Below are 14,112 nucleotides of genomic sequence, written 5' to 3' on the forward strand. Positions count from 1 at the left end.
TAAATTAGGACTTTAATCTTCTTAATTTCCTTGTATCAAATACTGTATCTAGTATGCCTAAAAACAATATAATACTGCTCATAGGTATAAAGAGTATCATTATACCTATTATTAAAATCCTAAATACTAAGCGAACTTTAGATTTCTTTAAAAGAAAATCTACAACAGCTAAACCTTGAAGTAAAAATGCAAAGCTAACTAGAAATGTAAGGTTATATAACAGTGCATCATGATATTCTATGCCTAGTTGCTTTATTATAAATGCAGCCATAAACATTACTAGAATTCCTGGAATAATATTTTTAGGTAATTTAAATTTAGAAAATCCTATGGCTCCTACTATTCCATATCCCATTTTCCTTAGAATTATTGACGATAAAAATACATTGATAGAACTTATAATTAAAGAGATTATTCCTAACATAGATGGAATAAGAACTATTATACTTCTATAGGCAGTTTCTAGTAAATCCTTAGTCTGAAGTATCTCATGATTGGTCATTCCCATATCTCTAAACATATCTATCTGTACAGTTAATATTCTAGTAAAATCATTTTCCAACTGTTTAGTTAAATCTAAATCAGATATCTTCACTCCTAGAAACATTAACATTACAATAGAAAGAAAAAATATTAAAGTCGAAGCTGATATGATTTCCATAGTAGTCTTTCTTTTTATTATACAATAATTTATTATAAGACTTAAAGGTACGAAAATCAAAATAAGTAAAGCATTTGATGCAACTCCAAGGAGTAGCCCTGCTATTATAAAGGATATTATCATACTTATTCCATTAATATATATGTTATTTCTTACACCCAATACTACAAAGGGTAATGGAATAAACAACATCAGTAAAGGTAGGAAATGAATTCCATAAACTATGTACAAAGCCATAATAGATATTACTATTATACTTTCTGTTATACTTTTCTTTATTTTATCATTATTATCCAAAAAATTCACCTCTAATCTTTATGGTTGTCTATAAATTCTAACAATATACTTAAATCTCCATACCATCTTTCTATTTTATGTTCTTCTATTAAATTCAATTGAATATTATCCCTTAAAGTTGATTTTATACTTTCATAGGATAATCCTAATCTTTTGCCTAAAAGCAAAGATTCTAATATAAGATTAGCAATAGTGTCTTCAAGATTTTCTTTGGTGTTCTCTTCTCCATTTGCTAAGGTAGTATAAAGGTTAGCAACTGTATTAAGCAACTGTGCTTTTAGCCATTCTACAGTTTTCATATTCTTTATAATATCTATGTCTTTATTTTTCATCTATTCTCATCCTTTGATTTATATTTTAGCCTTATTAAAATAATACAAATTATAAGGACAGAAGTCAAATAAAAAAGAGAGGTTTATCCTCTCTTATTCTGCACTATATGGTAATAATGCTACTTGTCTTGATCTTTTTATAGCTGTTGTAAGCTCTCTTTGATGTTTTGAACAGTTTCCAGAAATTCTTCTAGGAAGAATTTTTCCTCTTTCTGTTATATATTTTTTAAGTTTATTTATATCTTTATAGTCTATATGACTAGTTTTATCTGCACAAAAGCTACAAACTCTTTTTCTTGGCTTAAATCTTCTTTGCATCTCTTCTTACCTCCTTCTAGAATGGAATATCATCATTATCAGTAGGATGGAAGCCCTCTATACCACCAAAATCTAAAGAAGAATCTTGGAAATCTGAGGATTTATTCTTATCTCCCCATTCTAGGAATTCAACATTGTTAGCTACAACTTCTGTAGTATAAACTCTAACTCCCTCTTTTTCATAAGAGCCAGTTTGGATTCTTCCGTGAATAGCCACTAGTCTACCTTTTACTAGGTAGTTAGCACAATTTTCAGCAGGTTTTCCCCATACTACTATATTTATAAAATCAGCTGTTGGTTGATTTCTAGATTCCATTTCTTGTTTCTTTTCCCTTGAAAGCCCTCTATCTACTGCTATTCCAAATCTTGCAACAGCAGTTCCACTTCCAGGAATATATCTTAATTCAGGATCTCTTGTAAGTCTTCCAATCAATACAACATTATTCAATATTATCACCTACCCTTAGATTATTCATCTTCTCTAATGATCATGTGTCTCATAATGCTGTCAGAAATTCTAGCAACTCTATCTAACTCTTTAATAACCTCTGGTGTACCTTCAAAGTTTATAAGTACATAATAACCTTCAGCTATATCATCTATTAGATATGCTAATTTTCTATTGCCCCACTCATCAATGTTTGCTATAGTTCCTTCAGCTTCAATTATACCTTTGAATCTTTCAAGAACTTGAACTCTTTTTTCCTCTTCATTTGGTAAAAAGATAAACACCGCTTCGTATTTTCTCATGCCTTTCACCTCCCTATGGACTATCGGCTCTATATCAATTATAGAGCAAGGATTACCAAAGTATTATACCACTTATGATAGAACTATGCAAGAAAATTTAATTTATGTAATTATGTCCAGACTTTACATTTCTTTTAATTTATAGAATAACATAATATTTAATCATATGATCAATCAATTTGTAGTAATTCTACTCCTTCCTGAGGTTCAATATATATTTCAAACGTGCCTGTTGTCTTATATCCTATTAAAGCTATTATATTCTCTCCTTTCGATAAAGAATAGATTGCTTTTTCTGTAGTAGATTCTTTCATAAGCTCAACTAATTCACCATTGGATAAAATTATAAATACTTTGAAATCATCTTTTGGAGCAGAAATTTTATAGGATATTTCTACATCACATTCATTTTCTGTGTTTATTGAAACATAATGGTGAACACCTGTAAATTTACTAAATTTAAAAGAAAACCCATTTACCTCAGGTGTAGATCCTCTAGTTAGAAAGAACCTACCAATTGAATTATTTATTATCATATTCTCATCTATATCTTCTAAATTATTTAGTTCTGACCATTTTTTTATGTTTGACTTCTCTTCCAATGTATTTACAACATTTGTATTTCCTTTAGTGATATTATCATCTTTAATAGAATTTTTCCTATATAAAAAAAATATAGTCAAAACTATGATACCAGATAAAATTAAAAAGACAAAATTTCTTTTAGACATAACAAGCATCTCCCCTTTACATTTACACAAGCTTACCATATACATAAATTTAAATAAAGAAATTTAATCCACTATTTTATATCATATTTCATCAGAATTCGATGTTTTTTACTTTCAATCACGCATTTACTATTCATAATAATATTAACTAATTAATTTTACATAGATTTTACATTACTATAACAATAGATTTAACATTCCTCCTATATACTAAAAGCAAATAGTAAAAGGGAGGAAATAAAATGAAAAAAATAGTTGCTTTAGCATTATCATTGGTTTTAGCATTATCACTTCTTGCAGGATGTAAATCAAACAATCAAGATGGGGAAAATATTGAAACAGGTAAGAATAATAAAAAAGAATTCGATTCATCAAAAGAAATCGTAGTAGTTACTAGAGAAGAAGGTTCAGGTACTAGAGGTGCTTTTGTTGAACTAACGGGAATAGAAGAAAAGGATGGTAATGGAAATAAAGTAGATAAAACTACAAAGGAAGCTATTACTCAAATGAAAACCGACACTGTTCTTACAACAGTTGCTGGGGATGAGTATGCCATAGGGTATGTATCTACAGGTTCTCTTCAAGATACAATAAAAGCATTAAGCATCGATGGAATAAAGCCTACAACTGAAAATATTAAAAATGGTAGTTATAAAATAGCAAGACCCTTCAATGTAGCAACAAAACATGACGTTTCTGAAATTACACATGATTTTATAGACTATATAATGAGTAAAGAAGGTCAAGAAGTAGTTTCACAATCCTATATAGCTATAGATGATAATGCAGAACCATATAAGGGAAGCAAACCAGCTGGAAAAATAGTTGTTGCTGGCTCTTCATCTGTTACACCAGTTATGGAAAAACTTAGAGAAGCTTATCTTGAGATCAACCCAAATGCTGAAATTGAAATACAACAGTCTGATTCATCAGCAGGTATAAAAGCTGCTACAGATGGTACTTGCGATATAGGTATGGCTTCAAGAGCCTTAAAAGATAGTGAGATAACTGGACTTCAGAATATGGAAATAGCTTTAGACGGAATTGCAGTAATTATAAATCCTAACAATACTTTAACTGATATATCTTTAGAAAATGTAAAAAAAGTATTTACGGGAGAATTTACTAACTGGAGTGACATTAAATAAAGGGTGATTAAATGAAAAGGCAATCTTTAGACAAATTTATGGAGATAATATTTTTTATCTCCGCTTGTGTTTCTATAATATCTGTAATCTTAATATGTTATTTTATGTTTGCTAACGGCATACCAGGAATTAAAAAAATTGGTGTGTTGAATTTTTTATTTGGATTGGATTGGTCTCCTTCTAATATACCTCCATCCTTTGGAATATTTCCTATGATTGTTGGAAGTATTTATATAACCTTCGGTGCCATAATAATCGGTGTTCCAATTGGAATATTAACTGCCATGTATCTAGCTAAATTTTGTTCACCTAGATTATATAAATATCTAAAACCAGCAGTTAATTTAATGGCTGGTATTCCTTCAATTATATATGGTTTCTTTGGACTTGTTGTGCTTGTACCCCTAATAAGGAATATATTTGGTGGAACAGGTTCTAGTATATTAACAGCCTCTATTCTTCTTGGAATTATGATTTTACCAACTATAATAGGTCTTTCTGAATCTGCCATCAGAGCAGTGCCTAATTCTTATTATGAAGGGGCCATAGCTCTAGGTGCTACTCATGAATATTCAATAGTCTTCGCCATGTTACCTGCAGCAAAGTCTGGTATACTTTCATCTATAGTTCTTGGAATTGGCAGGGCAATAGGTGAAACTATGGCAGTAATCATGGTGGCAGGAAATCAGGCTCGTATGCCTAATGGGATATTAAAAGGTGTACGTACTCTTACTGCCAATATTGTAATAGAAATGGGATACGCTGCAGATCTTCATAGGGAAGCTTTAATTGGAACAGGAGTAGTATTATTTGTATTTATTTTAATAATAAATGGACTATTTTCCATGTTAAAAAGGAAGGTGTTTTAATTGACTAAATTAAGTAAGCTAATTAAAACTCTTGTTATGCTTTCAGCATTTTTAACTTTTTCTATTTTATTTATTATAATCGGGTATATTTTAATGAAAGGAATTCCACATATAAAACCTTCTTTATTTGCTTTAAAATATACAACAGAAAACGTTTCTTTATTTCCAGCTATAATTACTACTTTGATAATGACATTTTTATCCTTATTAATTTCCTGTCCAATTGGTATATTTACTGGAATATTTCTTATTGAATATTCTAAAAAGGAAAGTAAGTTAGTTGAATTAATAAGACTAACAACAGAGACTCTCTCTGGTATTCCTTCTATTGTATACGGATTATTTGGGTTATTATTCTTTGTAACAAGCTTAGGTATGGGATTCTCTATTTTATCTGGTGCTCTTACTTTATCTATTATGATTCTACCCCTTATAATTAGATCAACAGAGGAGGCACTTTTAGCAGTTCCTAATAATCTTCGTGAGGCAAGTTTTGCTTTAGGTGCAGGGAAACTGAGAACTATATTTAAAATAGTCCTACCTACGGCAATACCTGGAATATTTTCTGGAATTATTCTTGCTATAGGCAGAATTGTAGGAGAAACTGCTGCTCTTGTATATACTGCGGGTACAGTACCGCAAATACCTAAAAATTTATTTTCATCAAGTAGAACTTTGGCAATTCATATGTATTCTCTTTCTAGTGAGGGTTTATATACTAATGAAGCCTATGGCACAGCTGTAGTACTTTTAGTAGTAGTCATAGGAATTAACGGTTTATCATCTTTAATAGCTAAAAAATTGAGGAAAGGTGAGTTAAATGGATAAAATAATAGTTGAAAATTTAAATCTATATTATGGGGATTTTCAAGCCTTAAAAAATATAAATATAAATATTCCTAAAAATCGTATTACTGCTTTTATAGGTCCTTCTGGATGTGGTAAGTCTACATTTCTTAAAACCCTTAATAGAATGAATGATTTAATTTCCGATTGTAGAATAGAAGGTAAAGTCTTGGTGGATAAAGAGAATATTTATGATAATTCAAACATAAATATAAACAATTTAAGAAAACGTATAGGTATGGTTTTTCAAAAACCAAACCCTTTTCCAATGAGTATATACGATAATATTGCCTTTGGTCCTCGCACTCATGGAATAAAATCAAAAATCAAATTAGATGAAATAGTTGAAAAAAGCTTAAAGAATGCTGCTATATTTAGTGAAGTAAAGGATAGGTTAAAGAAAAATGCCTTGGAGCTTTCTGGGGGGCAACAGCAAAGAATATGTATAGCAAGAGCTTTAGCTGTTGAACCAGAAGTACTATTATTGGATGAGCCTACAAGTGCCCTTGACCCAATATCCACTATTAAAATTGAAGAATTAGTAGAAGATTTAAAAGATGTATATACTATAGTAATGGTAACTCATAATATGCAGCAGGCAACTCGTATTTCAGATAAAACTGCATTCTTTTTATCAGGAGAATTAGTTGAGTTTGATGATACCCATATTATATTCTCTAATCCAAAGGATAAACGTACTGAAGACTATATTACTGGAAGATTTGGTTAAAAGGAGCTGATATAAATGAGAAGTAAATTTGATAAAGAATTAGAATTATTAAATGAAGAACTTATAGATATGGGAAATATTATCGAAAGTTCCATAGAAACTGCTGTTGCTGCCCTTATAGAGCAGGATATTTGCCTTGCAAAAAGAATTGTGGATAATGATAGTGAAGTAGACAATGCAGAGAAAAATATAGAAACAAGATGTTTAAAGCTCTTATTGCAGCAACAGCCTGTAGCCAGTGATTTAAGAATGATCTCTTCAGCATTAAAAATAATTACAGACATGGAAAGAATAGGAGATCAAGCTGCTGATATTTCTGAAATAACAATTAGACTTATTGGACAAAAATATATAAAAAAAATTACCCATATTCCACAAATGGCAACAGCTACAATTAAAATGGTACGTGATAGTATCAATGCCTTTGTAAAAAAAGATTTAGAGCTTGTAAAAAATGTTATAGATTATGACGATGTAGTAGATGACCTATTTCATGTAGTAAAAAATGAATTAATTGAACTTATTAGACAAAATGCAGACAATGGAGAACAGGCCGTAGACCTACTTATGATAGCTAAGTATTTAGAGAGAATTGGTGACCATGCAGAAAACATTTCTGAATGGGTTTATTATTCTATTACAGGAGAACACTATGTAAGGAATTATGAATCATAATTTGAAAAATAAAAACCTATCTCATAATAATCTTTCAAAATTAAAAGCAGGCTGATTTAAACCTGTTTTTATTTTTCATTTTAATATTTTAATCTCTATGCTATAATTATGATAATTTATAGGGAATATTGGGGTGATTTTATGAAAACAATTTACTGTGTTGAAGACGATGAAAGTATCAGACAATTGGTCATATATGCACTAAAAAATAATGGTTTTGAAACCAAAGGTTTTGAAAACGGTAATGATCTATATACTGAACTTCATCATACAATACCTGATTTAATTTTATTGGATATAATGTTACCTGGGGATGATGGATATAAAATATTAGATAATATAAGGAAAAATCATAATACTAAGGATATTCCTGTCATAATCCTTACTGCAAAAAATAGTGAGTTTGATAAAGTAAAAGGACTTGATATGGGAGCAGATGATTATATTTCAAAACCCTTTGGTGTAATGGAATTAATATCTAGAGTCAATGCTGTTCTTCGCCGAAGTCTTAAAACAGATAATAAAGATAGTATTTTATCTATAGATAACCTTATTGTAGATGAAAACAAACGTATTGTAACTGTAGATAATAGAGAGGTTAATTTGACCTTTAAAGAATTTGAACTTCTTCTATACCTTATTAGAAATAAAAACATGGTTCTATCCCGGGATAAAATAATGAATGAAGTATGGGAAACTGATTTTGAAGGGGAAAGTAGGACTGTAGATGTTCATGTAAGAACTTTAAGATTAAAATTAGGAGATGCTGGTAAAATTATTCAAACCATAAGAAATGTTGGGTATAAGATAGGAGGATAACCTTGGGAAGAAAAATTTATTATAATCTTGCAGCTATAGCAACTATAACAGCAGTTATAACCTCCATAGTACTAGTATTTCTATTTTTCGATTTCTATAATCCAAGAGATATTAATGATATAATTAAAGTAGATATATATGATTCTAATTCTATACCTAAGGAAATACCATCAAACTTATCTCATGATGTAAAATTAGATAATAAAATAGTGAGAGTATCTAAACCTATCCAACATATTCAACAAGCCTTTATAGGAATATTACCTGCAATGGCTGGAGTTCTTGTACTGATCTTAATGTCCTTGTATATAGTGTCTTCCATATTGACATCAAAACTACTAGAACCTATCGAATTAGCCTCTAAAAGTATTGGAAGTATATTATCAGGAGAAGAAATGATAGATACTGAAACATATGAAGAACTTCAACCCTTTATTAGAACCATAGATATACAGAAAAAGGAAATCGAATACTCCATTGATAAATTAAAGGAATCAGAAAAAATTAGAAGAGAGTTCACTGCAAATGTATCTCATGAGCTTAAAACTCCGCTGACCTCTATTATTGGCTTTGCTGAAATGATAGAAACTGGAATGGCAAAAGATGAAGACATTAAAAAATCTGCCTCTATTATTTATAAAGAAGGTAATAGACTTTTAACTTTAATAGACTCAATAATCAAATTATCACAACTAGATGATCTGTCTATTAAAAGGGATTTAACTGAAATAGACCTATTTTCAATTGGAGAATTTGTATATTCTAACCTATTAAATAATACAAAAGAAAAAGATATATCTTTAAAAATAGAAGGAAAATCTACTATGATTAATGGAAATCAAAGGATGATTGAAGACCTAATATTTAATTTAGTAGATAATGCTATTAAATATAATAAAATAAATGGTAAAGTAGATATTAAAATCTATTCTGATGATAAATGGGGTGTAGTTAAGGTAAGTGATACAGGTATTGGAATACCACAAAAACATCAAAATAGAATATTTGAAAGGTTCTATAGAGTAGATAAATCTCGTTCTAAAAAAATTAATGGTACTGGTCTAGGACTATCTATAGTTAAACATACAGTTGAATACCATAGAGGACAGTTAACTGTATCCAGTATAGAAAATGAAGGAACTACCATAGAAGTTAAACTACCAAAAGCTAATTGTTGATTTTAAATTAAGAAAAACCTTTATATTGTTTAACAATATAAAGGTTTTTCTTAATTATTTATTTAACTGCTTCTCTTATTACTTTACCAAGTCTTTTTATACCTTCTACTATTTTTTCCTCATCCATATTGGAATAGTTTAATCTAAATGTATTTTCATTTCCACCATTAGGGAAGAAAGAACCTCCTGGTACATAGGCAACATTTTCTTCTAATGCCTTTAATGCTAGTTCTCTAGCATTCATATATTCTGGTAATACTACCCAAGTAAATAGTCCTCCCTCTGGATAAGTATAAGTAACTCCTTCTGGGAACTCTTCTTCTATGGTTTTCATCATTAGGTCTCTTCTAACTCTATATAAGTCAATTATTTTTTGAATATGATTATCTATATCATAAAGCTCCAAGAATTTAGCAGTTTCCATCTGTGATATAGTACTTGATTGAAGGTCTGCTCCTTGTTTTACAAGTATAAATTTATTTAAGAATTCAGTATCAGCTGCTACCCATCCAAGTCTTAATCCAGGACAAAGTATTTTAGAAAACGTACCTAAGAAAGCTACCCTTCCCTCTGTATCAAAATGTTTAACAGCTGGTAGTATTTCTCCTTCAAATCTTAATTCTCCATAAGGATTATCCTCTATAATAGCTACATTATATTTATTAGCTAATTCTATTAACTTCATTCTTCTTTCTACTGTCCAAGTTTTACCTGATGGGTTTTGGAAGTCTGGAATAACATAGATAAACTTAACTTTATCATTGTTTTTTAGCACTTCTTCTAATTCTTCCATATTCATACCATCTTTATCAGTAGATACTTCTATGAATTTTGGCTCATAAGCCTTAAATGCGTTAATAGCTCCTAAATAAGTAGGACTTTCACAAACTATAATATCTCCAGGGTTTATAAATATTTTAGCAGCAAAGTCTAATCCCTGTTGTGAACCACTGGTTATTAGTATATTTTCAGCTTTTACATCTACTTTTACTTTTTCCATTCTCTTAGCTATGGCTTCTCTAAGTGGTCCGTAACCTTCCGTTGGACCATATTGTAATGCTTGAGTTCCTGTGTTTTCTAGAACTTCTTTTCCAATCTTAATAAATTCCTCTACTGGAAATGATTCTGGAGCTGGTAATCCACCAGCAAATGAAATTATACCTGGTTGCTGTGTTAATTTTAATAACTCTCTAATTTCTGAAGCTCTAATGTTGTCCATACGCTTTGCATAATTTAATGACATTAGACACACCTCCACTAAATTTGGATTCTCTTTGTTATATCCTTGTCTATAGTTTACTATTAAATCGCGTAATTGTCTAACATTATAATACAATTTAGCATTTAAAAATTAAAGTTCATCTATTGAGAATTTTCCATCAATTTTTCCCTTCACTATCTCCCTTGCCCTTATGATGAATTATACTGATCCATTTATCTTCCACTAAAATCTTTCTAATTCTCTTGTCAAAATCTATCCTTGGTATCCAAATTTGTCTGTCGCACCCTAAACATCTGAGCTTTATATCTGCACCAGTACGCATGATTTCCCATTTATTTTCTCCACATGGATGACCTTTTTTTAAAGTTATTATATCTCCAGCATCATATTTCAGTATCATTTTCTTTTCCTCCAAATATTACTGTTTTAGGGTAAGGTATTTTTATATTTTCTTTATCAAAAGCTTCCTTAACCTTTTTTCTTATTTGTCTTTCCACTGCCCACTGCTCCATAGGCTTGGTTTTGGCTATTATAGTAAGGGATACATTGGATTCTCCTAAATCTGTAATTCCTAATATAGTAGGTCCATCTAACACAGAATCATTATTATTTTTAATTTCTAGGCAAATACCTTCTAATATTTTAATTACCCTATCTATATCTTCTTCATAGGATATAAATATTTGTACTAATGCCCTCATGGCACCCCTAGTCTTATTTGTTACAATTTGAATCATCCCATTGGGAATTATATATAAATCACCTGAAAAGTCTCTAACTTTTGTAACCCTGAGTCCCAATTCCTCAACAGTACCTTCCATAGATTCTACATTTATATAATCTCCAACTGCATACTGATCCTCAAATAATATAAAAAATCCTGTAATAACATCTTTAACCAAGGACTGAGCACCAAATCCTATAGCTAATCCTCCAATTCCTGCTGTAGCAAGTATTGAATTAGTATTTATATTAAACATGTCTAAAACCATTACCGTTCCTATGAAGTATAGAATATATTTAACTACCTTTTTAAGAACTTCAGCAATTGTATTAGCCCTTCTACTATCTACAAAAAAATTTGCACCTCGTTTATTTTTTAGAGTCTTGTCTATAATTTTATTTATTAAAGAAATAACTAATTTTATAATTAATATTATGATAAATATATTTATTAGTTTTCCTAAAATATTAAAATCTCCATTATCTCTCTTAATATATATATCAATAATATTTTTTAGGTGATTAAACCTTTCAATAATATCTATCATAAAGTCAACTCCAAATTTAATCTATCTTCTCAGCTTCATTACCTGATTCACTTTTTGTATATTTATATATACTATCTATATTTATATCATTCCTACTTACCATATCCTTTACCTTTGGAAGATCATCTAAGGCAAAGATAATTGCTAATCCACAACTAACGGTTATTTCTCTTGGGGTAGGTATAGTTCTAAAGCTTATTCCATTCTCCTTAAATACTCCTTCAGCTTGAATTGTATGATGTGTAGACTGATAAGTAGTTACTCCATAAGTCTCTTTTCTCATTGTTATCTCCTAACCAATATTTAAAGTATTATTTGCATTTCTCATTTTTTCATATATTGCATACATATTTCCTATTTCTCCAACTTGAATTTTATCCTTCAGATTATAATAATCTAAACAGGTGCCGCAAGAAATAATTTCAACACCTGATTTTTCTAACTCCTTTAAATCTTCCAATACAGGTGAATCTTCACAGGTTAAATTGACACCTGAATTTAAAAATAAAATGGTAGTTGGAAATGGCGTAGTTTCTCTTATGGTATATATGAAGCTTTTCATTAAGATTTTACCTAGTTCTTCTTCACCAACTCCCATTTTATCTGAACCTATGGCTATGGTTAAATCTTTAGTTTTACTTGGGGTCGGAATACCAATAGTTTCTTCCACTATTCCATCCTTAGTAATATGGATATAATAATCCTCATCTTTCTTATCAATTATAAAACTACATCCAGAAGACTGAGCTAATTTTGACACATTGTCTCTAGCCACTTCATTATCTACTATTGTAGTGATTACTCCCTTTGCTAAATTATCTAATTCCTTTTTAGTCATTATAACTGGTTTAGGACAAAGCTGACCTCTTGCATCTACTTCTATTCTCATTTTTTATGCCTCCTATATATTCAATAATTATATTATACTAGTTTTAATGATTGTCAATAAAAATATTGATAAATATTATATTATTTTATTTATTATAGATTAGTTTAATAAAATAAATTCTATTTATTTAGAAATCTATAGATTTTAACTTCATCATTATTCCATATCAATATATTATTTTTACTAGTCCTTACTTCTTTTATATCATCAGTATGTTTTAATATCTCCTTATTATCCTCTACTATGGAAATACCTTTTTCTCCATAAGCTAATATATTTCCATTAAATTCTTCTATTTTCCTATAATCCTCAGTAAATCCTATTTTGTTTTTAGTTTCTCCCTTAAAATCTATGGATTCTAAATAATTACTGTACAGTATATATATATCTTTTCCTATATAAATATCTTTTATTAAATCGAATTGTCTTTTCCATAATACTTCGTTCTCTTTAATACAATATATATTGTGATCCGTTAAAGCGATTAACTCATCCTTTGATATAAAATGAAGATATACTACTATTTCTCCTTCTATATCTATAGAATTTATGTTTTTATTATTTTCTCCATATATCTCTATTTGAGATTTTAAAATATTTCCATTAAAATCTAATAATGATAATGATCTTTTTTTCCCATTTTTATTTACTTCATATGCAAGTATATTTTTATCCTCATATGAATTACTGCCAACTACAGCATTATCTCCATCCAATACCTTAATGGCTTCCTGTTCATTATTTTTTATATGATATATAATATATCCATTACTTTCTTTTAAATTAAATATTTCTCTATTTATTTGGTTTCTACTTATGGTTTGACCATTTTTATCTAGAGAATAAATATCTCCTGTTGACTTATCCATTATATAAATATAATTTTGTCCGTAATATATGAAAGGATCTGCAAAATTAAATTCTTTTTCTAAAATAATAGTACCATCAATCTTTAAAAAACTTAATTTATTTCCATCCCATTTAATCATATTATTATCATATATATTCACACTTCCTAAAGACTTATTATCTTTGAAAGAATTCACTAATTCTAAAGTATTCTTTTTACTGCCTATGGAATCAAAAAACTTAATTAACTTTTCTTGATTTTTCTCATTTAATAAAAACATACTTAAAACAAGAAATATAATAACAAATATTTTAAATCCCTTATGATTTTCTTTCTTATCCCCTTTCATTTGTAGTCCCCCTAAAGCATATTATATTTTTATTATATCATATACATAAATCATATAACAATTTAAGAATCTATATTAGATTATATTTTATTCTATCTTTTATATTCAAAGCAAAATATTAATAATATTAATTTAAAAATTAATATTATTAATATTTATGTTGACATTTCTTATTTT

Annotated in this window: 19 protein-coding genes; 7 read left to right on the forward strand and 12 right to left on the reverse strand. The window is 29.0% G+C overall.

Annotated features, from left to right (window positions below; all coding sequences use genetic code 11):
* Window positions 1-4: 4 nt before the first annotated feature.
* The 6 genes from FYJ83_RS09360 to FYJ83_RS09385 all read right to left on the reverse strand — a co-directional run bounded on the left by FYJ83_RS09360 (window position 5) and on the right by FYJ83_RS09385 (window position 3,089).
* Window positions 5-958 carry a DUF2232 domain-containing protein gene (locus FYJ83_RS09360; protein WP_154440063.1) on the reverse strand — a complete coding sequence of 318 codons (954 nt, stop codon included), beginning with the start codon at window positions 956-958 and terminating at the stop codon, window positions 5-7.
* Window positions 959-969: 11 nt separating this feature from the next.
* Complete coding sequence (locus FYJ83_RS09365; RefSeq protein ID WP_154440064.1) at window positions 970-1,290, reverse strand: MazG-like family protein; 321 nt, start codon at window positions 1,288-1,290, stop codon at window positions 970-972.
* Window positions 1,291-1,383: 93 nt separating this feature from the next.
* The gene (rpsR, locus tag FYJ83_RS09370) at window positions 1,384-1,608 is read right to left on the reverse strand and encodes a 30S ribosomal protein S18 (RefSeq protein WP_154440065.1); all 225 of its coding nucleotides are present in this window, start codon (window positions 1,606-1,608) and stop codon (window positions 1,384-1,386) included.
* A 16-nt stretch (window positions 1,609-1,624) separates the two neighbouring features.
* Window positions 1,625-2,056: a single-stranded DNA-binding protein gene (locus tag FYJ83_RS09375; protein ID WP_154440066.1), complete on the reverse strand. Its 432-nt coding sequence runs from the start codon at window positions 2,054-2,056 to the stop codon at window positions 1,625-1,627.
* A 20-nt stretch (window positions 2,057-2,076) separates the two neighbouring features.
* A complete protein-coding gene (gene rpsF, locus FYJ83_RS09380) occupies window positions 2,077-2,358 on the reverse strand; it encodes a 30S ribosomal protein S6 (protein ID WP_154440067.1) in 282 nt (93 codons plus the stop codon).
* Between the two features lie 170 nt (window positions 2,359-2,528).
* Entirely contained in the window at window positions 2,529-3,089 is a 561-nt protein-coding gene (locus tag FYJ83_RS09385; RefSeq protein ID WP_154440068.1) for a hypothetical protein, read from the reverse strand.
* Window positions 3,090-3,331: 242 nt separating this feature from the next.
* On the opposite strand from FYJ83_RS09385, the gene FYJ83_RS09390 reads away from it, so the two are divergent.
* The 7 genes from FYJ83_RS09390 (at window position 3,332) to FYJ83_RS09420 (ending at window position 9,354) form a co-directional block, all read left to right on the forward strand.
* A complete protein-coding gene (locus FYJ83_RS09390; protein ID WP_154440069.1) occupies window positions 3,332-4,237 on the forward strand; it encodes a substrate-binding domain-containing protein in 906 nt (301 codons plus the stop codon).
* A gap of 11 nt (window positions 4,238-4,248) precedes the next feature.
* Window positions 4,249-5,106, forward strand: a complete 858-nt coding sequence (gene pstC, locus FYJ83_RS09395) for a phosphate ABC transporter permease subunit PstC (RefSeq protein ID WP_154440070.1) — start codon at window positions 4,249-4,251, stop codon at window positions 5,104-5,106.
* Window positions 5,107-5,934 (forward strand): phosphate ABC transporter permease PstA, encoded by an 828-nt coding sequence (gene pstA, locus FYJ83_RS09400; RefSeq protein ID WP_280634067.1) that lies wholly within the window; start codon window positions 5,107-5,109, stop codon window positions 5,932-5,934.
* The gene (pstB, locus tag FYJ83_RS09405; RefSeq protein ID WP_154440071.1) at window positions 5,927-6,682 is read left to right on the forward strand and encodes a phosphate ABC transporter ATP-binding protein PstB; all 756 of its coding nucleotides are present in this window, start codon (window positions 5,927-5,929) and stop codon (window positions 6,680-6,682) included. The genes pstA and pstB overlap by 8 nt, the downstream gene beginning before the upstream one ends.
* Before the next feature lie 15 nt (window positions 6,683-6,697).
* Window positions 6,698-7,357 (forward strand): phosphate signaling complex protein PhoU, encoded by a 660-nt coding sequence (gene phoU / locus FYJ83_RS09410; RefSeq protein ID WP_154440072.1) that lies wholly within the window; start codon window positions 6,698-6,700, stop codon window positions 7,355-7,357.
* A gap of 141 nt (window positions 7,358-7,498) precedes the next feature.
* Window positions 7,499-8,176: a response regulator transcription factor gene (locus FYJ83_RS09415; RefSeq protein WP_154440073.1), complete on the forward strand. Its 678-nt coding sequence runs from the start codon at window positions 7,499-7,501 to the stop codon at window positions 8,174-8,176.
* A gap of 2 nt (window positions 8,177-8,178) precedes the next feature.
* Window positions 8,179-9,354, forward strand: coding sequence for a sensor histidine kinase (locus tag FYJ83_RS09420; protein WP_154440074.1), 1,176 nt, complete (start codon window positions 8,179-8,181; stop codon window positions 9,352-9,354).
* 58 nt (window positions 9,355-9,412) lie between these two features.
* Here the strand turns inward: FYJ83_RS09420 and FYJ83_RS09425 are convergent, their stop codons facing one another.
* The 6 genes from FYJ83_RS09425 to FYJ83_RS09450 form a co-directional block, all read right to left on the reverse strand.
* Complete coding sequence (locus FYJ83_RS09425) at window positions 9,413-10,597, reverse strand: aminotransferase-like domain-containing protein (protein WP_154440075.1); 1,185 nt, start codon at window positions 10,595-10,597, stop codon at window positions 9,413-9,415.
* 136 nt (window positions 10,598-10,733) lie between these two features.
* Window positions 10,734-10,976, reverse strand: a complete 243-nt coding sequence (locus FYJ83_RS09430) for a DUF951 domain-containing protein (protein ID WP_154440076.1) — start codon at window positions 10,974-10,976, stop codon at window positions 10,734-10,736.
* A complete protein-coding gene (locus FYJ83_RS09435) occupies window positions 10,960-11,847 on the reverse strand; it encodes a mechanosensitive ion channel family protein (RefSeq protein ID WP_154440077.1) in 888 nt (295 codons plus the stop codon). The genes FYJ83_RS09430 and FYJ83_RS09435 overlap by 17 nt, the downstream gene beginning before the upstream one ends.
* Before the next feature lie 16 nt (window positions 11,848-11,863).
* Window positions 11,864-12,130, reverse strand: a complete 267-nt coding sequence (locus FYJ83_RS09440; RefSeq protein ID WP_154440078.1) for a DUF3343 domain-containing protein — start codon at window positions 12,128-12,130, stop codon at window positions 11,864-11,866.
* 9 nt (window positions 12,131-12,139) lie between these two features.
* Entirely contained in the window at window positions 12,140-12,736 is a 597-nt protein-coding gene (gene yedF / locus FYJ83_RS09445; RefSeq protein WP_154440079.1) for a sulfurtransferase-like selenium metabolism protein YedF, read from the reverse strand.
* Window positions 12,737-12,855: 119 nt separating this feature from the next.
* The gene (locus tag FYJ83_RS09450; protein WP_154440080.1) at window positions 12,856-13,935 is read right to left on the reverse strand and encodes a DUF5711 family protein; all 1,080 of its coding nucleotides are present in this window, start codon (window positions 13,933-13,935) and stop codon (window positions 12,856-12,858) included.
* Window positions 13,936-14,112: the final 177 nt, after the last annotated feature.

Origin of the sequence: Tissierella pigra (assembly GCF_009695605.1) — a bacterium.
Lineage (GTDB): Bacteria > Bacillota > Clostridia > Tissierellales > Tissierellaceae > Tissierella > Tissierella pigra.

Coding starts and splice junctions, on each gene's coding strand:
- yedF (WP_154440079.1), bottom strand. CDS start 12,736: ATGAGAATAGAAGTAGATGCAAGAGGTCAGCTTTGTCCTAAACCAGTT.
- rpsR (WP_154440065.1), bottom strand. CDS start 1,608: ATGCAAAGAAGATTTAAGCCAAGAAAAAGAGTTTGTAGCTTTTGTGCA.
- FYJ83_RS09365 (WP_154440064.1), bottom strand. CDS start 1,290: ATGAAAAATAAAGACATAGATATTATAAAGAATATGAAAACTGTAGAA.
- FYJ83_RS09430 (WP_154440076.1), bottom strand. CDS start 10,976: ATGATACTGAAATATGATGCTGGAGATATAATAACTTTAAAAAAAGGT.
- phoU (WP_154440072.1), top strand. CDS start 6,698: ATGAGAAGTAAATTTGATAAAGAATTAGAATTATTAAATGAAGAACTT.
- FYJ83_RS09440 (WP_154440078.1), bottom strand. CDS start 12,130: ATGAGAAAAGAGACTTATGGAGTAACTACTTATCAGTCTACACATCAT.
- pstB (WP_154440071.1), top strand. CDS start 5,927: ATGGATAAAATAATAGTTGAAAATTTAAATCTATATTATGGGGATTTT.
- pstC (WP_154440070.1), top strand. CDS start 4,249: ATGAAAAGGCAATCTTTAGACAAATTTATGGAGATAATATTTTTTATC.
- FYJ83_RS09435 (WP_154440077.1), bottom strand. CDS start 11,847: ATGATAGATATTATTGAAAGGTTTAATCACCTAAAAAATATTATTGAT.
- FYJ83_RS09425 (WP_154440075.1), bottom strand. CDS start 10,597: ATGTCATTAAATTATGCAAAGCGTATGGACAACATTAGAGCTTCAGAA.
- FYJ83_RS09390 (WP_154440069.1), top strand. CDS start 3,332: ATGAAAAAAATAGTTGCTTTAGCATTATCATTGGTTTTAGCATTATCA.
- FYJ83_RS09385 (WP_154440068.1), bottom strand. CDS start 3,089: ATGTCTAAAAGAAATTTTGTCTTTTTAATTTTATCTGGTATCATAGTT.
- FYJ83_RS09415 (WP_154440073.1), top strand. CDS start 7,499: ATGAAAACAATTTACTGTGTTGAAGACGATGAAAGTATCAGACAATTG.
- rpsF (WP_154440067.1), bottom strand. CDS start 2,358: ATGAGAAAATACGAAGCGGTGTTTATCTTTTTACCAAATGAAGAGGAA.
- FYJ83_RS09450 (WP_154440080.1), bottom strand. CDS start 13,935: ATGAAAGGGGATAAGAAAGAAAATCATAAGGGATTTAAAATATTTGTT.